Below are 17240 nucleotides of genomic sequence, written 5' to 3' on the forward strand. Positions count from 1 at the left end.
TCCTAGCCTTCGGCGATGACCATTGCAGTAGCCATGTCGCCATCGTGGCTGAGCGACAGGTGCCAGGTCTGCACACCCTTGCCCTCCGCCACGGCGGCCACTGTTCCGTCGATCTGCAGCATCGGGGCCCCGGCGGGATCCAGCACAACCTGGCAGTGCTGCCAGTTCATGCCGGCCGGTGCGCCCAGGGCCTTGGCGACGGCTTCCTTCGCCGCGAACCGTGCTGCGAGGGAACGCAGGTTCAGCTCACGTTCCGCCGGAGCGAACAGCCGGGCGCGCAGCCCGGGGGTGCGTTCCAGCTGACGGCCGAACCGCGGTACATCCACTACATCGACGCCGATTCCGATAATCACCGAATCCCGCTCCTTATTCCACTGTGACGGACTTGGCGAGGTTACGCGGCTGGTCCACGTCGAAACCCTTGGCCGTGGCCAGTTCGCAGGCGAAGATCTGCAGCGGCACCGTGGTGAGCAGCGGGGCCAGCAAAGTCGGGGTTTCCGGCACGTAGAAGATGTGCTCGGCGTAGGCCTTGACGGCGTCGTCGCCCTCTTCTGCGATCACGATCGTCTTGGCGCCGCGGGCACGGATTTCCTGGATGTTGGAGACCACCTTGGCGTGCAGCGAATCCCGGCCGCGCGGTGAGGGGACCACCACGAACACGGGCTGGCCTTCCTCGATCAGTGCGATCGGGCCGTGCTTGAGCTCGCCGGCGGCGAATCCCTCGGCGTGGATGTAGGCGAGTTCCTTCAGCTTCAGGGCGCCTTCCATGGCCACCGGGAAGCCGACGTGGCGGCCGAGGAACAGCACCGACTTGGTGTCCTTCATCAGCTGCGCCAGTTCCCTGATCTGGCCGGAATTGTCCAGCACCTGCTGGATCTTCTCCGGCACCTTCCCCAGATCCGCAAGAATGTCCTTGATCTCGCCCTGGAACTTGTTGCCGCGGATCTGCGCCAGGTACAGGCCAAGCAGGTAGGCGGCAGTGATCTGCGCCAGGAACGCCTTGGTGGAGGCGACGGCGATTTCCGGTCCGGCGTGCGTGTACAGGACGGCATCCGATTCGCGCGGAATGGTGGAACCGTTGGTGTTGCAGATCGCGAGGATCTTCGCGCCCTGCTCCTTGGCGTAACGGACCGCCATCAGCGTGTCCATGGTTTCTCCGGACTGGGAGATCGCCACGACCAGCGTGTTCGAGTCGACGATCGGATCCCGGTAACGGAACTCGTGGCTGAGCTCCACCTCGACCGGCAGCCGGCACCAGTGCTCGATGGCGTACTTGGCTACCTGTCCCGCGTAGGCAGAGGTACCGCAGGCCAGCACCATGATCTTGTTGACGTTCTTGAGCTCTTCGGGGCTGACGCGCAGCTCGTCGAGGGTGAGCCGTCCGTCAATGTCGGACCGCCCCAGCAGGGTGTCACCCACTGCCTGCGGCTGGTCGTTGATTTCCTTCTCCATGAAGGAGTCGTAGCCGCCCTTTTCGGCTGCCGCGGCATCCCAGTTCACATAGAACTCGGTGCCGGCGGCTTCTTCGCCGAAGAAGTCGGTGATCAGGACGGAGTCAGGGGTGATGGTGACTACCTGGTCCTGCCCCAGTTCGACGGCGCGGCGGGTGAAGTCGATGAAGCCCGAGACATCCGAGCCCAGGAAGTTCTCGCCGTCGCCCAGCCCGACGACGAGCGGGGAGTTGCGGCGGGCGGCAACCACGGTGCCGGGAGAGTCGGTATGCACGGCCAGCAGGGTGAACGCACCCTCGAGCTGCTGGCAGGCGAGCTGCATGGACTTTGCCAGATCCGCGTCGCCTTCGCCGCGGTAAACGGAGGCCAGCAGCGCTGCGGCCACCTCGGTGTCGGTTTCGGAGACAAAGACCGTGCCGGCGTCCAGCAGTTCCGCCTTGAGCTCGGCGAAGTTCTCGATGATGCCGTTGTGGATCACGGCCAGGCGGCCGTTGTCCGCCAGGTGCGGGTGGGCGTTTTCGTCGGTGGGGCCGCCGTGCGTGGCCCACCGGGTGTGGCCGATGCCGGTGGTGGCCGGGGTCAGCGGTGCCGATTCCAGTTCGGCCACCAGGTTGGCCAGCTTGCCGGACTTCTTGCGGTATTCAATGCCGAGGGGCGTGAGGACGGCGACACCGGCCGAGTCGTAGCCCCGGTATTCCAGCCGCCGAAGGCCTTCCATCACTACGTCGAGGGCTCCGTGCCCGCCTGCGCCAATACCTGGGACGGCGTCCGGACGGCCTGCATATCCAATAATTCCACACATAGCACTAAGAGTACCGGCCTGCGGACGGGATGCCGAAAGCTTGCCATCTCCGGCCGGTTACGGGGGCCTGCAGCAGTTCCGGCCGTTTGGGTTTGCCTGCTGTTCAGGGCAGAATTCCTAAGGTGACCGAACGCCATGTCAAGTCCTCCGCGGCCCAGCCGCCCGAAAGCAGTTTCACTCCCTTCGTCGAACTGGACCGCAAGACCTGGTCGCGGCTGTCACACGAGATCCGTTCCCCGCTCAACCAGGATGACATCCTGCGGCTGCGCGGCCTCGGCGAGCAGCTGAACCTCGATGAGATCAGGGAGGTCTACCTCCCGCTCTCGCGGCTGCTGAACCTGTACGTGGCTGCCGCCGGCCGCCTGCACAGCGCCACCACCACGTTCCTGGGCGAGAAGACCACCCGCACCCCGTTCGTGATCGGAGTGGCCGGATCCGTGGCAGTGGGAAAATCCACCACCGCCCGGGTGCTGCGCGAGATGCTGCGCCGCTGGCCGGAGACACCCAACGTCGAACTTATTACCACCGACGGTTTCCTGTACCCCAACGCGGAGCTTGAGCGCCGCGGGCTGATGCAGCGCAAGGGCTTCCCTGAATCCTATGACCGGCGCCGGCTGCTGCGCTTTGTCAGCGAGGTCAAGAGCGGGGCCGAAGAAGTCCGGGCGCCGAAGTATTCCCACCTGACGTATGACATTGTCCCGGGCGAGGAAGTGGTGGTCCGCCGTCCTGACGTGCTGATTGTCGAAGGGCTGAACGTCCTTGCCCCGGCCCGGACCCGCGCCGACGGCCGTGCCGGCCTCGCGCTGAGCGATTTCTTCGACTTCTCCATTTACGTGGACGCCCGCACCTCATACATCGAGGAATGGTATGTCCAGCGTTTCCAGTCGCTGCGCACCGGGGCCTTCGCCGACCCGGCGTCGTACTTCCACCGCTACGCGGACCTGACGGACGACGAGGCGAGGGCCACGGCCCTGGACATCTGGAAGCGGATCAATGAGCCGAACCTCATCACCAATGTCCTGCCCACGAGGGGCCGCGCCCAGCTGGTGCTGACCAAGGACGCGGACCACTCGGTGAGGCGGATGCTCCTGCGCAAGACCTGAGCCGGGGGCCGGACCGTGTCCGGTTAGACCGCGGCGCCTGCGCCGGCGTTGAGGGCCAGGTTGATTTCGACGGTTTCGGCGAGACGGCGGGCGGTGTCTGCGGCGGTTTCCATGTCGGCTGCCTCGACCATGACCCGGACCACCGGTTCCGTACCCGACGGGCGCAGCAGCACCCGTCCGGTTTCGCCCAGCGCCAAACCTGCCTGCTCGACCGCGAGCCGCACCGGCTCGTTGGTCTCCACGGCGGACTTGTCGACACCCTTGACGTTGATCAGTACCTGCGGAAGCTTCTGCATGACTCCGGCAAGCTGCTTCAGGGTCTGCCCGGTCCGCGCCACCCGTGCCGCCAGCTGCAGGCCGGTGAGGACGCCGTCGCCGGTGGTCGCGTACTCGGAGAAGATGACGTGGCCTGACTGTTCCCCGCCGAGGCTGTAGCCGCCGCTGCGCATTCCTTCGAGCACGTAGCGGTCCCCCACCCCTGTTTCAATGACCTGGATGCCTGCATCGCGCAGGGCGAGCTTCAGTCCGAGGTTGCTCATGACCGTGGCCACCAGGGCGTTGTCCTTGAGCTTGCCGGATTCCTTCATGGCCACGGCCATGATCGCCATGATCTGGTCGCCGTCCACCACCGCGCCCTCGTGGTCCACGGCAAGGCAGCGGTCGGCGTCGCCGTCGTGGGCGATGCCCAGATCGGCACCGTGCGCGACGACCGCGGCCTGCAGCTGCTCAAGGTGGGTGGATCCGTAGCCGTCGTTGATGTTGATGCCGTCCGGCTCTGCACCGATGACGATAACCTCGGCGCCGGCGTCGGCGAAGACCTGGGGCGAGCAGCCGCTGGCTGCTCCGTGGGCGCAGTCCAGGACCACTTTCAGGCCCTCGATCCGGTTGGGGAGGGTCTGCAGCAGGTGGACCACGTATCGGTCCTCGGCGTCCGCGAAGCGGTGGATCCGTCCCACGTCGGCTCCGGTGGGGCGCATGCTGGGGCGTGCCATCTCGGCTTCGATGGCGTCCTCGACGGCGTCATCCAGCTTCTGGCCGCCGCGGGCCAGGAACTTGATGCCGTTGTCGGGGGCGGCGTTGTGGGAAGCGGAGATAACGACGCCGAAGTCGGCCCCGAGGTCAGCGACCAGGTACGCAGCAGCCGGGGTGGGCAGGACACCGGCGTCGTAGACGTCGATGCCGGAACTGGCCAGTCCGGCCTCCATGGCGGCGGAAATAAAGTCGCCGCTGATGCGGGGGTCCCGTGCAACCACGGCGACCGGACGACGGCCCGCTTCCACGCGGCGGTGGCCGAGCACCACCGCGGCGGCCTGGGCGAGTCCGAGGGCAACTTCGGCGGTGATTAGCCCGTTGGCCAGCCCACGGACGCCGTCCGTTCCAAACAATCTAGTCATTACGTATCCTCAAGCAGGTTATAGCCACATCGGGAGCCATTCAGGGCAACTTACTGGCCCATTCTGCCACCGGTTCACCCCTGTCTCCGAAACGTGAAAACCCAAAGTACAGAGCGGGCGGCAAAATATCCAGAGCAAGTGTGGTCAACCCAACGCCCGGGCCGGTGCCTTAACGCCAAAAGGCAGCCGCCGTAGCGACTGCCTTTTGGTGAAGCCTGAATTAGCGCTTGGAGTACTGAGGTGCCTTGCGAGCCTTCTTAAGACCGGCCTTCTTACGCTCGATGACGCGGGCGTCACGAGTCAGGAAGCCTGCCTTCTTCAGGGCGGGGCGGTTGTTCTCGCGGTCGATCTCGTTCAGCGAGCGGGCAACGCCCAGACGCAGCGCGCCGGCCTGGCCGGAGGGGCCGCCGCCGTGGATGCGGGCGATGACGTCGTAAGCGCCTTCGAGCTCAAGAAGCTTGAACGGCTCGTTGACTTCCTGCTGGTGCAGCTTGTTCGGGAAGTAATCCTCGAGCTCGCGGTCGTTGACGATCCACTTGCCGGTGCCCGGCACCAGACGCACGCGGGCAATAGCCTGCTTGCGGCGTCCAACGGCAGAGCCGGGGACAGTCAGGGCGGGGCGTTCCTTGACGTCGGCCTGAACCGAGTCAGAGGATTCCGAGGTGTAGCTCGAAAGCTCCTCGGTGTTTTCATTCAGCTCTTCAGTGTTCTGAGCCACGATTCTCCTTGAATTAATTTCTTAGTTGGCGGGCCAGAACTACTGGGCGACCTGGGTGATTTCGAAGGTCTTCGGCTGCTGTGCGGCGTGCGGGTGCTCTGCACCGCGGTAGACCTTCAGCTTGCTGATCTGGTCAGCAGCCAGGGAGTTCTTGGGCAGCATGCCGCGGATGGCCTTCTCAACTGCACGTACCGGGTTCTTTTCCAGCAGTTCGGCGTAGTTGACGGAGGACAGACCGCCCGGGTAACCCGAGTGGCGGTAGGCACGCTTCTGTTCGAGCTTGGCGCCGGTCAGGGCAACCTTCTCAGCGTTGATGATGATGACGAAATCGCCCATGTCCATGTGGGGAGCAAAGGTCGGCTTGTGCTTTCCGCGCAGCAGTGTTGCGGTCTGGCTGGCAAGACGGCCTAGGACAACGTCGGTGGCGTCAATGACGTGCCACTGGCGGTTGATGTCGCCGGGCTTCGGGGTGTACGTACGCACGGTGTTTGCCTTCGTTTCTTCTTCTTAGGTGGCGCGCCGCCCATGGATGCCATGGACAGTGCAGCTTCTCTATGCGTTACCGGATGGTCAGGTGAGGACTGAATTAACCAGTGGTCCTGATATCTCGGCTATTTCCCCGGGGCCAGGTGGCTCTGCAACTGAGCCGCTCCCGTGGGCATAGGCCTATCGAGGTAGGACACGCACAACGACTATAAACAATAGCCTGCTTACGTAGTCTGGTCAAAAGCTGCCGAGGCGCCCGGATATGGGATTTGCCCCCATTTTACGACCCCACCCCGTGGATGCGCTATTTGCGGTGTGCGCGGGTGAGTTCCGCCCGGCCGGCCAGCTCCGCTGCCGCCGGGTAGCGGACCTCTTCCAGCACCAGCGGGTGGGGTGGGGCCAGCAGCGATTTCGAGTCCCGGATCCTGGCAGCAAGGCGGTCCGCCAGCCACTGGGGGCGCCGCTCCCCCAACCCGACCAGCAGCGAACCGCCCACCAGCGAACGGACCATATTGTGGCAGAACGCGTCGGCCTGGATGTGCGTGGTGATCACGCCGTCGGCACCGCGCCGGAAGTGAAACTCCTGCAGTTCGCGGATGGTGGTGGAACCGTTGCGGGGCTTGCAGTAGGAGAGAAAATCCCGGACGCCCAGCACCCCGGCCGCTGCTTCGTTCATGAGCGCGGTATCCAGGGGCGCCTTGAACCACAGAGTGGTGTGCCGGGACAGCGGGTCCCGGGTCTCGGGCAGGTCGCAGATGCGGTAGCTGTAGCGCCGCCAGAGGGCGGAGAAGCGGGCGTCGAAGCCTGCGGGGGCCGGCACCGCTGACAACACCTCCACAGCGCCGCCCAAGGCGTCTATGGCGCGCCGCTGGAGGCCGGCCTCCCGGGCCGCCATGGTCAGCTCCTTGTTGATCACCCCGTGCAGCCTGCGCCGCAGCGAGACGCCCGGGTCCAGGTCCCGGCCCCGGGCCAGTTCGTGCCATTCCGCGGCGGTGAGGTCGAAATGGACCACCTGCCCGCGGGCGTGGACGCCGGCGTCGGTCCGTCCCGCGACGGTGATGCGGACCGGCCTGCGCAGCAGGACAGCCAGTGCGTCCTCCACGAGGCCCTGGACGGTCCGCAGGCCGGGCTGGGCCGCCCATCCGGAGAAGGAAGCCCCGTCATACGCAAGGTCCATCCGGACGCGGAAAGGCCCGCCATCCATTTCGGGGACGGCGGGCCTTTCAGTAGTCATAGCACCCATATTAAGGGCACCGGGACGTCAGCGAAGAATTACTTCTTCTCTTCGGTCTCTACGACTGCTTCGGGTGCCTCTTCAGCGGAGTCGGCAGACTCAGCGGAATCAGCGGATTCGGCGGAATCAGCGGAGTCGGCAGACTCAGCGGACTCGACCGGAGCCGGAGCAGCAGCGGCTGCTGCGGTGCTGGCTTCAGCCACTACCGACTGCTTGGCAGAAAGCGGTTCCAGGACCAGCTCGATGACAGCCATGGGAGCGTTGTCGCCCTTGCGGTTGCCGATCTTGGTGATACGGGTGTAGCCGCCGTCGCGCTTCTCGACTGCCGGAGCAATGTCGGTGAAGAGCTCGTGGACGATGCCCTTGTCGGAGATCAGGGCCAGGACGCGGCGGCGTGAGGACAGGTCCCCGCGCTTTGCGAACGTGATCAGGCGCTCTGCGTAGGGACGCAGACGCTTGGCCTTGGTCACCGTGGTGGTGATCTGCTTGTGCTCGAACAGCTGCGCGGCAAGGTTGGCCAGCATCAGGCGCTGGTGTGCCGGGCTGCCTCCGAGGCGCTTACCCTTGGTGGGTGTAGGCATTACTTTTTCTCCTCAAACGGTGCCGCGCGGTGCTCAAAGGCCCGAACGGCAAGAATTTGCTTCAGTTAGAGCTCGTCGTCCGAGTATTCGGACTCGTCCTCTTCAATAGCTGCGGCACGGGCGGCCAGGTCGAACCCGGGAGGGGAATCCTTCAGGGACAGACCCAGTTCAACCAGCTTTGCCTTCACCTCGTCGATGGACTTCGCGCCGAAGTTGCGGATGTCCATCAGGTCAGCCTCGGAGCGGGCTACGAGTTCACCCACGGTGTGGATGCCTTCGCGCTTGAGGCAGTTGTACGAACGCACGGTCAGCTCGAGGTCTTCGATCGGCAGGGCCATGTCGGCTGCCAGTGCGGCATCCGTGGGGCTCGGACCGATTTCGATACCTTCAGCGGCGGTGTTGAGTTCACGTGCCAGGCCGAACAGTTCAACCAGGGTGGTACCGGCAGAGGCGACGGCGTCGCGCGGTGCAATGGCATCCTTGGTCTCAACGTCAACGATCAGACGATCGAAGTCGGTGCGCTGCTCAACGCGGGTGGCCTCCACGCGGAAGGTCACCTTCAGGACCGGCGAGTAGATGGAGTCGACCGGGATGCGGCCGATCTCCTGGTCACCGGACTTGTTCTGGCTGGCCGACACGTAGCCGCGGCCGCGCTCGATGGTCAGTTCGAGTTCGAACCTGCCCTTCGAGTTCAGCGTGGCGATGTGCAGGTCGGGGTTGTGGAACTCCACGCCGGCCGGCGGAGCGATGTCCGCAGCCGTAACCACGCCGGGGCCCTGCTTGCGCAGGTATGCCACAACGGGCTCGTCGTGCTCGGAGGAAACCGAGAGGTTCTTGACGTTCAGGATGATCTCAGTGACATCTTCCTTGACGCCGGGAACCGTCGTGAACTCGTGCAGCACGCCCTCGATGCGGATGCTGGTTACAGCGGCACCGGGAATGGAGGACAGCAGGGTACGACGGAGGGAGTTACCAAGGGTGTAACCAAAACCGGGCTCCAGGGGTTCAATGATGAACCGTGAGCGGTTGTCGGCTACGACTTCTTCAGTGAGGGTGGGGCGCTGTGCAATGAGCACTTGCATTTCCTTTCAGCGAGCATCCGCTATATGACGCAACACAAATGGTGGAAACGACGACGACGGGTCTTCCGCGGGCGTCTTGGACGGCTTACAGCCAGCCCGGGACCGGCGCCCGCCGGCGGGCAGGCCACTTAGAGAAAGTGGACTGCCCGCCGGGGGAACCGGAACCGCAGTGCTGCTTATACGCGGCGGCGCTTCGGGGGACGGCAACCGTTGTGTGCGCTCGGCGTGACGTCCTGAATGGAGCCAACCTCCAGGCCGGTGGCCTGGAGCGAACGGATTGCGGTCTCGCGACCGGAGCCCGGACCCTTCACGAAGACGTCGACCTTGCGGACGCCGTGCTCCTGTGCGCGCTTTGCGGCAGCTTCAGCAGCCATCTGAGCAGCGAACGGGGTGGACTTACGGGAGCCCTTGAAGCCAACCTCACCGGCGGAAGCCCATGAGATAACAGCACCGGACGGGTCCGTGATGGACACGATGGTGTTGTTAAAGGTGCTCTTGATATGCGCCTGGCCGAGCGCGATATTCTTCTTATCCTTGCGACGCGGCTTGCGGACCGCTCCACGAGTCTTGGGGGGCATTACTTCTCCTACAAAGAGTTTGGTTTAGGTGGCCCGGATTCGGGCCCTGGCCGGAAGACCGCTTATTTAGCGGCCGGCCTTCTTCTTACCGGCAACGGTGCGCTTCGGGCCCTTGCGGGTGCGAGCGTTGGTCTTCGTGCGCTGACCGTGGACGGGCATGCCGCGGCGGTGCCGGATGCCCTGGTAGCTGCCGATCTCGACCTTGCGGCGGATGTCGGCGGCCACCTCACGGCGGAGGTCACCCTCAACCTTGAAGTTGCCCTCGATGTAGTCACGCAGCTGAACGAGTTCAGCGTCGGTGAGGTCCTTGACGCGAGTGTCCGGGCTGATGCCGGTCTCTACAAGGGTCTGCTCTGCACGGGTCTTGCCCACGCCGTAGATGTAGGTAAGCGCAATCACTACCCGCTTTTCGCGGGGAATGTCAACGCCAGCGAGACGTGCCATATCGGCGGTTCTCCTTTGGTTATTACCGGAGGTCTGAAGCAGTGCGTCCCTGTTGCCAGGTCCCCGGCCTCCGTACCGGGGGTATGCGTCACGCGTATAGACGCTGCACTGCCATATTCAATTAACTACGCGTGGGCTGAATCCCTGTAAACAGGGGCCCTCTTACCGGTGCCCTTTCGGACCTCGGAGCCAGAGAGGCTGATTAGCCCTGGCGCTGCTTGTGGCGCGGGTTCTCGCAGATCACCATGACTCGACCGTTACGGCGAATCACCTTGCACTTATCGCAGATCTGCTTGACGCTCGGCTGGACCTTCATGGTTTTCCTTTGCGTGGTTGCAGGGTTGAGCTTGAACGGTCAGCGGACCGGTGTACCGGAACGCTGTCCGTCTTGGCAGCGGTTTATTTGTAGCGGTAGACGATGCGACCCCGGGTGAGGTCGTACGGGCTAAGTTCCACCACAACGCGGTCTCCTGGGAGGATGCGAATGTAGTGTTGACGCATCTTTCCCGAGATGTGTGCGAGCACAATGTGGCCGTTGGCCAGCTCAACGCGGAACATCGCGTTGGGCAGGGCTTCGTTGACCGAGCCCTCGATCTCAATGACGCCGTCTTTCTTGGCCATATCCTCCGCTAACGTCTGTGCCACCGGCTTTGACGCCGGCAACGGTTTTTCGAATGTGGCCGCTCCGTCCGGTTCCGGCAACCGCATCGGCACACAGGGCATCGAAAGCGGTCAATCCGGGCACGAATGTAGAGACAACCAACAGATAACTCTACGGGAAGACCCCCCATAAGTTAAATCGCTCCTGCTGTCCAGTTTCCGTTCCGGGTGTTTGCCCACGCTGCCAGTGCGCCGGGACGGTTAGTGATGATCCCGTCCGCCCCCGCCTCAAGGGCTTCGATCCACTGCGCCGGGAGGTCCAGCGTCCACGGAAACACGGCCAGCCTGTCACAGTGCGTCGGCAACCGGCTCCAGTTCGCGGGGACTCCACTCCCCCTTGAATTCCAGGACCAGTCCCAGCCCGTTCCAGTCGGACAGGAACGTGATGAGGTGTCCCCTAGCGTCGGAACCGGCACACCCCTGTGGCTTTCGGAGAACCAGGCGCCGGCGTCTGCTCCGGCAAGCCGCGCGGACGGAGTGCGGTCCACCCGCCCGCGCAGGTTCGTGGTTCGGCGGAGATCCGCATCATGCAGGAGCACCGCGGTTCCGTCGGCCGTGAGGCGGATGTCCGTTTCGATCATGGCAGCCCCGGCTGCTGCGGCGGCGGCGAACGCCGGAAGGGTGTTTTCCGGTGCCGCGGTGCTGTGCCCTCTGTGGGCGATCACAGCCGGCAGGCGGCTTCCCCTGGGGAAAGGGACGGTCGGGGCTGTTTCCCGGTGTGTTGAGGCCATAACCTCACGGTAGAGTTCCGGACCGCCCGGAAACCGGGGAAAGGTCACTCTTCACCGGCTCCCCGCCGGGTGTTCCCCGCGGCGTTGAGTGCCGTTTACCCTGACGGGTCCGAAGGAGAACAAAAACAGCAGGCCCCGTTCCGGAAGGAACGGGGCCTGCTGTCTTGAGTCGGGAACCCTAGGGAATCGGCACCGGGGTGACGCCCAGCGGCTCCAGCCGCGAGGCACCGCCGTCGGGCGCCGTCAGGACCCAGATTCCCTTGTCATGGATCGCCACAGAGTGTTCCCACTGGCTCGACCGGCTACCGTCCTCGGTGACAACCGTCCAGTCGTCGTCGAGGGTGCGGGTGAGGATCTTGCCCCGTACCAGCATCGGTTCGATGGCCAGGCACAGGCCGGGCCGCAGCTTGGGGCCGCGGTGTCCCGTGCGGTAGTTCAGCACGTCCGGGGCCTGGTGCATTTCGGTCCCGATGCCGTGGCCGACATAGTCTTCGAGGATCCCCAGCTTCCTGCCCGGGACGCTGCTGACGTAGTCGTCCACGGCGTCGCCGATATCCCCCACGAACTTGCCCTTTGCGGCGGCGGCAATGCCGTGCCACATGGCGTTCTCGGTGACGTCGGACAGCCGCTGGTCCTCGGGATCCGGGGTACCCACAATCACGGTACGCGCGGAATCCGAATGCCATCCGTTGACGACGGCGCCGCCGTCAATGGAAATGATGTCGCCGTCCTGCAGCACCCGGTTGCCCGGGATGCCGTGGACCACTTCCTCGTTCACGGAGGTGCAGACCGTGGCCGGGTAGCCGTGGTAGCCCAGGAAATTGGAGGTTGCTCCTGCTTCCTTGAGCACCCGTGCAAATACTGCGTCGATCTCGCGTGTGCTGACGCCGACGTCGGCGGCCTTCACGGCCGCGTCGAGGGCGGAGATCAATACAAGGCCGGCTTCACGCATAATGCGCATCTGCTCGTTGGTTTTGTATTCGATTCGAGGCTGGCCGAACATGTGTCTTCTAACTTCCTAGCGGGATAACTTTTAGCGCCGGTCCTTCTTTAGCGCAGGTCCTTCAGTGCTTCCATAACGCGCTCGGTGACATCGTCGATGGCGCCGAGGCCGTCCACGCGGGTCACGATGCCGCGGTCCTCGTAACGGGCGACGACGTCGCCCGTCTGCTTCTTGTAGAGGCTCAGGCGGTGCCGGATGACGTCTTCGGTGTCATCGCTGCGGCCTTCGAGTTCTGCACGGCGCAGCAGGCGGGCAACGAGTTCGTCGTCGTCCGCCGTCAGCAGGAGCACGGCGTCGAGCTTCTGGCCGTTGCCGGCGAGGATATCGTCCAGTTCCTCCACCTGCGCCACGGTGCGCGGGTAGCCGTCGAGCAGGAAGCCCGATTCGACGTCGTCCTCGGTGAGCCGGGTGCGGACCATGTCGTTGGTGACGGAATCCGGAACGAAGTTGCCGGCGTCGATGTACTTCTTGGCTTCCACGCCGAGCGGAGTCTGCTCCTTGACGTTGAAGCGGAAAATGTCTCCGGTCGATATTGCCGTGACACCGAGGCGGTCCGAGATTCGTGCCGCCTGAGTTCCTTTACCGGCGCCGGGAGGCCCGATAATGAGCATTCTTGTCATCGCAATAACCCTTCGTAGTGACGTTGCTGGAGCTGCGCGTCAATTTGCTTAACCGTTTCCAGTCCCACACCAACCATGATGAGGATTGACGTTCCGCCGAACGGGAAGTTCTGGTTAGCTCCAACCAACACCAGAGCAATCAGCGGGATCAGGGCGACAAAGCCCAGGTAAAGGGCGCCGGGCAGCGTGATCCGGGAGAGCACGTACTGCAGGTATTCGGCGGTGGGGCGGCCGGCCCGGATGCCGGGGATGAAGCCGCCGTATTTCTTCATGTTCTCCGAGACCTCGTCCGGGTTGAACGTGATGGAGACGTAGAAGTAGGTGAAGAAGACGATCAGCAGGAAGTACACCAGCATGTAGAGCGGGTGGTCGCCGCTGACGAGGTAGTTGTTGATCCATACCACCCATCCCGGGGGCGTGCCCTGGCTGGGCGTATTGAACTGCGCCAGGAGGCTGGGCAGGTAGAGCATGGAGGACGCGAAGATCACGGGGATCACGCCGGCCATGTTCACCTTGATCGGGATGTAGGTGTTGGTTCCGCCGACGGTGCGGCGTCCGACCATCCGCTTGGCGTACTGCACCGGGATGCGGCGCTGGGACTGTTCCACGAAGATGACCAGGGCAACCGTCAGGACGCCGACGGCGATGACGGCCAGGAAGATGGTCCAGCCCTGTGCGGTGAGGATGGCGCCGAGGGCGCTGGGGAAGGAGGCTGCGATCGAGGTAAAGATGAGCAGCGACATACCGTTGCCCACACCCTTTTCGGTCACGAGCTCGCCCATCCACATGATGACGCCGGTGCCGGCGGTCAGCGTAACAATGAGCAGCAGGACCGTCACCAGGTTGTCATCCGGGATGATCGGCAGGGCGCACTGGTTGTTGAAGAGTGCACCGGAGCGGGCCAGCGAGACGACAGTGGTCGCGTTGAGCAGGCCCAGCGCGATGGTGAGGTAGCGCGTGTACTGGGTCAGCTTCGACTGGCCCTGCTGGCCTTCGTCGTAGAGAGCCTGGAAGTGCGGGATCACGACGCGCAGCAGCTGAACAATGATGCTGGCGGTGATGTACGGCATGATGCCGAGGGCAAAGATGGAGACCTGCAGCAGCGCACCGCCGCTGAAAAGATTGACGAACTGGTAAATGCCGCCCGAGGTGGCACCCAGATTCAAGCACTGCTGCACATTGCCGTAGTCAACACCCGGGGCCGGGATAAAAGCACCCATGCGGAAGATAGTGATGATTCCCAGCGTAAACAACAGCTTGCGTCGCAGATCTGGTGTCCGGAAAGCCCGGCCAATAGCGCTAAGCAAGCGTCCTCCTGAAGTTTGGGAAGTCCAATGCGGACTTGTGACAGAAACAGAGTCTAGCCGCTCGCGGCCCGTACTGCGTTAACGCCGTACGGGACGCGGTAGTTGCCTTAAACGGAACTGAACTCCCGGCGGACCGGATGGGCCCGCCGGGAGTTCAGTGGTGAAACGTTGGATCGTGCGCCCCTCCCCTGCCGGCGCGCATGATGCGTCCGGACGGGGAGGGAGACAGACCCGCCACGAGGTCTTAGACCGTGGTGGTGGATCCGCCGGCTGCGGCGATCTTTTCTGCGGCGCTGGCGGAGAAGGCGTTCGCGGAGACGTCAACCTTGACGGTGATGTCGCCGGAGCCGAGAACCTTCACGGGCTGGTTCTTGCGAACCGCACCCTTGGCAACCAGTGCTTCGATGCTCACGGCGCCGCCTTCGGGGAACAGCTCCGAGATCTTGTCCAGGTTGACAACCTGGAACTCGACCCGGAACGGGTTCTTGAAGCCGCGCAGCTTCGGCAGACGCATGTGCAGCGGAAGCTGCCCGCCTGCGAAGCCTGCCTTGATCTGGTAGCGGGCAGCCGTACCCTTGGTACCGCGGCCTGCCGTCTTACCCTTGGAACCTTCACCGCGGCCGACGCGGGTCTTGGCCGTCTTGGCACCGGGTGCCGGACGCAGGTGATGGACCTTCAGAGTTCTGTTTTCTTCGGGCATGTTACTTCGCCTCCTCAACCTTCACGAGGTGCGGAACCGTGTTGATCATGCCAACGGTCACTGCATCAGCAGTACGGACGACGGAGTCGCCGATGTGCTTCAGGCCCAGTGAACGCAGCGTGTCGCGCTGATTCTGCTTACCACCGATGGTGGACTTGATCTGAGTGATTTCCAGCCGAGCCGTGCTAACGACGACGTTCTTCGGAGTCGACATCAGGCACCTGCCTTCTGCATGTTGCGGAGCATCGCGTAGGGAACGACCTGGTCGAGCGGAAGGCCGCGGCGTGCTGCCACTGCCTGGGGCTCTTCGAGGCGCTTCAGCGCATCAACCGTGGCGTGCACGATGTTGATGGCGTTGGAGGACCCGAGCGACTTGGACAGGACGTCGTGGATACCGGCGCATTCGAGAATGGCGCGGACCGGACCACCGGCGATAACACCGGTACCCGGGGAAGCCGGACGCAGCAGGACAACGCCTGCAGCAGCTTCACCCTGGACGAGGTGCGGGATGGTTCCACCGATGCGCGGGACGCGGAAGAAGGTCTTCTTGGCTTCTTCAACGGCCTTTGCGATAGCGGAGGGAACTTCCTTTGCCTTGCCGTAGCCAACGCCGACCATGCCGTTGCCGTCACCGACAACAACGAGGGCGGTGAAGCTGAAGCGACGGCCACCCTTGACCACCTTGGCAACGCGGTTGATGGTCACGACGCGTTCAATGAACTTGTCCTTCTCATCGTTGCGTCCGCCGTCGCGGCCACCGCGGCCACCGCGTTCGCCGCGGCCTCCACGGTCGGAACCGCGCTGCTCGCCGCGACGTCCGCCGCGGCGGTCGTCGGTACCGGTGGCTGCGGCTTCCTTGGTCTCAGTTGCCTCAGCAGCTGTAGCTTCAGTCACCTGATTTTCCTTTTCCTTGTTTACCTCGGTCACAGTGCCAGCCCACCTTCACGTGCGCCGTCTGCAACTGCGGCAATACGGCCGTGGTAGCGGTTACCACCGCGGTCAAAGACAACGGCTTCGATGCCGGCGGCCTTGGACCGCTCAGCAACGAGTTCGCCGACGCGCTTGGCCTTGGCGGTCTTATCGCCGTCCAGTGCACGCAGATCCGCTTCCATGGTGGAGGCGGAAGCCACGGTTACGCCGCGGGTGTCATCGACAACCTGGACGAAGATGTGGCGGGCAGAGCGGTTGACCACGAGGCGCGGACGAACCGCGGTTCCGGAAATCCGCTTGCGGATACGCAGCTGGCGACGGCTGCGCAGGGCAGACTTGCTCTTGCTGTTTCGCTTCTTATTAATGCTGATGGCCATGGTTACTTACCAGCCTTTCCGACCTTGCGGCGGACAATCTCGCCGGCGTAACGAATACCCTTGCCCTTGTACGGGTCGGGCTTACGCAGCTTGCGGATGTTGGCGGAAACCTCGCCCACCTGCTGCTTGTCGATACCGGACACGGTGACCTTCGTCGGGCCAACCACGGTAAGCGTGATGCCTTCGGGGGCCGCGACAGGGACCGGGTGGCTGTAGCCCAGGGCGAACTCGAGGTCCGAACCCTTCGCGACTACACGGTAACCGGTACCAACGATTTCCAGATCCTTCTTGTAGCCCTCGGTCACGCCGGTGATCATGTTGCTGATCAGCGTGCGGGTCAGGCCGTGGAGGGAGCGGGATTCACGCTCGTCGTTCGGGCGGGTAACGGTGATGGTGCCGTCTTCGAGGGTGGCCGTGATCGGGCTGGGCACAGTGTGGCTCAGCTCTCCCTTGGCACCCTTGACGGATACAACGTTGCCGTTGATGGCGATATCTACTCCGGCAGGAACCGGGATGGGCAGACGTCCAATACGTGACATTTTTCTTTCCCTTCCCTGCTACCAGACGTAGGCGAGGACTTCCCCACCTACACCCTTCTTGGCGGCCTGACGGTCGGTCAGAAGACCTGACGACGTCGACAGGATTGCGATGCCCAGACCACCCAGCACGTGCGGCAGGTTGGTGGACTTCGCGTAAACGCGCAGACCGGGCTTGGAGATGCGGCGAACGCCGGCGATGGAACGCTCGCGGTTCGGACCGAACTTGAGATCCAGGGTCAGCTTCTTGCCGACCTCGGCCTCTTCTTCCTTCCAGCCGGCGATGTAGCCTTCGGCCTTCAGGATGTCAGCAACGCGCGCCTTGAGCTTGCTGTAAGGCATGGACACGGAGTCGTGGTATGCCGAGTTTGCATTGCGCAGACGCGTGAGCATATCTGCGACAGGATCTGTCATTGTCATTTGGGCTCTTGCCCTCCCTCGTAACGGTTTCCTGCAGGAGTGCCGTGCGGCGTTGCCTCACGGACCTCCGTCGGACCTGTTAC

General features: G+C 63.8%; 23 protein-coding genes. 1 reads left to right on the top strand and 22 read right to left on the bottom strand.

Annotated elements, in window-relative coordinates:
• Positions 1-2 precede the first annotated feature (2 nt).
• Entirely contained in the window at positions 3-353 is a 351-nt protein-coding gene (locus N2K95_RS12485; RefSeq protein ID WP_260651819.1) for a holo-ACP synthase, read from the bottom strand.
• A 13-nt stretch (positions 354-366) separates the two neighbouring features.
• Positions 367-2253, bottom strand: coding sequence for a glutamine--fructose-6-phosphate transaminase (isomerizing) (glmS, locus tag N2K95_RS12490; protein WP_260651820.1), 1887 nt, complete (start codon positions 2251-2253; stop codon positions 367-369).
• Between the two features lie 122 nt (positions 2254-2375).
• Between glmS and coaA the strand changes: the two genes are divergently transcribed.
• Positions 2376-3356 (top strand): type I pantothenate kinase, encoded by a 981-nt coding sequence (gene coaA, locus N2K95_RS12495; RefSeq protein ID WP_255790471.1) that lies wholly within the window; start codon positions 2376-2378, stop codon positions 3354-3356.
• Between the two features lie 23 nt (positions 3357-3379).
• Here coaA and glmM read toward each other — a convergent pair whose 3' ends face one another.
• From glmM to rpsH, 20 genes are all read right to left on the bottom strand, one after another.
• On the bottom strand, positions 3380-4750 hold the full coding sequence (glmM, locus tag N2K95_RS12500) for a phosphoglucosamine mutase (RefSeq protein ID WP_260651821.1): 1371 nt from the start codon (positions 4748-4750) through the stop codon (positions 3380-3382).
• Between the two features lie 220 nt (positions 4751-4970).
• On the bottom strand, positions 4971-5468 hold the full coding sequence (rpsI, locus tag N2K95_RS12505; protein WP_255790477.1) for a 30S ribosomal protein S9: 498 nt from the start codon (positions 5466-5468) through the stop codon (positions 4971-4973).
• 39 nt (positions 5469-5507) lie between these two features.
• The gene (gene rplM, locus N2K95_RS12510; protein ID WP_146361130.1) at positions 5508-5951 is read right to left on the bottom strand and encodes a 50S ribosomal protein L13; all 444 of its coding nucleotides are present in this window, start codon (positions 5949-5951) and stop codon (positions 5508-5510) included.
• Between the two features lie 307 nt (positions 5952-6258).
• A complete protein-coding gene (locus N2K95_RS12515) occupies positions 6259-7188 on the bottom strand; it encodes a tRNA pseudouridine synthase A (RefSeq protein WP_260651822.1) in 930 nt (309 codons plus the stop codon).
• A 38-nt stretch (positions 7189-7226) separates the two neighbouring features.
• A complete protein-coding gene (rplQ, locus tag N2K95_RS12520; RefSeq protein WP_260651823.1) occupies positions 7227-7769 on the bottom strand; it encodes a 50S ribosomal protein L17 in 543 nt (180 codons plus the stop codon).
• Positions 7770-7834: 65 nt separating this feature from the next.
• Positions 7835-8845, bottom strand: a complete 1011-nt coding sequence (locus tag N2K95_RS12525; RefSeq protein WP_260651824.1) for a DNA-directed RNA polymerase subunit alpha — start codon at positions 8843-8845, stop codon at positions 7835-7837.
• A 182-nt stretch (positions 8846-9027) separates the two neighbouring features.
• Positions 9028-9429, bottom strand: coding sequence for a 30S ribosomal protein S11 (rpsK, locus tag N2K95_RS12530; protein ID WP_049829160.1), 402 nt, complete (start codon positions 9427-9429; stop codon positions 9028-9030).
• Positions 9430-9495: 66 nt separating this feature from the next.
• Positions 9496-9873, bottom strand: a complete 378-nt coding sequence (rpsM, locus tag N2K95_RS12535) for a 30S ribosomal protein S13 (RefSeq protein ID WP_230021123.1) — start codon at positions 9871-9873, stop codon at positions 9496-9498.
• A gap of 202 nt (positions 9874-10075) precedes the next feature.
• Positions 10076-10189 carry a 50S ribosomal protein L36 gene (rpmJ, locus tag N2K95_RS12540; RefSeq protein WP_012397712.1) on the bottom strand — a complete coding sequence of 38 codons (114 nt, stop codon included), beginning with the start codon at positions 10187-10189 and terminating at the stop codon, positions 10076-10078.
• 83 nt (positions 10190-10272) lie between these two features.
• Positions 10273-10494, bottom strand: coding sequence for a translation initiation factor IF-1 (gene infA, locus N2K95_RS12545; protein WP_055239372.1), 222 nt, complete (start codon positions 10492-10494; stop codon positions 10273-10275).
• A gap of 173 nt (positions 10495-10667) precedes the next feature.
• Positions 10668-11198 (bottom strand): glycerophosphodiester phosphodiesterase, encoded by a 531-nt coding sequence (locus tag N2K95_RS12550; protein WP_260651825.1) that lies wholly within the window; start codon positions 11196-11198, stop codon positions 10668-10670.
• A 244-nt stretch (positions 11199-11442) separates the two neighbouring features.
• Complete coding sequence (map, locus tag N2K95_RS12555) at positions 11443-12267, bottom strand: type I methionyl aminopeptidase (protein ID WP_260651826.1); 825 nt, start codon at positions 12265-12267, stop codon at positions 11443-11445.
• A 47-nt stretch (positions 12268-12314) separates the two neighbouring features.
• Complete coding sequence (locus N2K95_RS12560; protein ID WP_260651827.1) at positions 12315-12887, bottom strand: adenylate kinase; 573 nt, start codon at positions 12885-12887, stop codon at positions 12315-12317.
• On the bottom strand, positions 12884-14194 hold the full coding sequence (gene secY / locus N2K95_RS12565) for a preprotein translocase subunit SecY (RefSeq protein WP_260651828.1): 1311 nt from the start codon (positions 14192-14194) through the stop codon (positions 12884-12886). The genes N2K95_RS12560 and secY overlap by 4 nt, the downstream gene beginning before the upstream one ends.
• A gap of 244 nt (positions 14195-14438) precedes the next feature.
• Entirely contained in the window at positions 14439-14894 is a 456-nt protein-coding gene (rplO, locus tag N2K95_RS12570; RefSeq protein ID WP_255790492.1) for a 50S ribosomal protein L15, read from the bottom strand.
• A 1-nt stretch (position 14895) separates the two neighbouring features.
• Positions 14896-15108 carry a 50S ribosomal protein L30 gene (gene rpmD, locus N2K95_RS12575; RefSeq protein ID WP_227918717.1) on the bottom strand — a complete coding sequence of 71 codons (213 nt, stop codon included), beginning with the start codon at positions 15106-15108 and terminating at the stop codon, positions 14896-14898.
• The gene (rpsE, locus tag N2K95_RS12580) at positions 15108-15788 is read right to left on the bottom strand and encodes a 30S ribosomal protein S5 (protein ID WP_227918719.1); all 681 of its coding nucleotides are present in this window, start codon (positions 15786-15788) and stop codon (positions 15108-15110) included. The genes rpmD and rpsE overlap by 1 nt, the downstream gene beginning before the upstream one ends.
• 29 nt (positions 15789-15817) lie before the next feature.
• On the bottom strand, positions 15818-16201 hold the full coding sequence (gene rplR / locus N2K95_RS12585) for a 50S ribosomal protein L18 (RefSeq protein WP_229949992.1): 384 nt from the start codon (positions 16199-16201) through the stop codon (positions 15818-15820).
• A 2-nt stretch (positions 16202-16203) separates the two neighbouring features.
• Positions 16204-16740, bottom strand: a complete 537-nt coding sequence (rplF, locus tag N2K95_RS12590; RefSeq protein WP_230021134.1) for a 50S ribosomal protein L6 — start codon at positions 16738-16740, stop codon at positions 16204-16206.
• Positions 16741-16758: 18 nt separating this feature from the next.
• On the bottom strand, positions 16759-17157 hold the full coding sequence (gene rpsH / locus N2K95_RS12595) for a 30S ribosomal protein S8 (RefSeq protein WP_146361106.1): 399 nt from the start codon (positions 17155-17157) through the stop codon (positions 16759-16761).
• Positions 17158-17240: the final 83 nt, after the last annotated feature.

The sequence above is a fragment of the Arthrobacter zhaoxinii genome (assembly GCF_025244925.1).
Classification (GTDB): domain Bacteria; phylum Actinomycetota; class Actinomycetes; order Actinomycetales; family Micrococcaceae; genus Arthrobacter_B; species Arthrobacter_B zhaoxinii.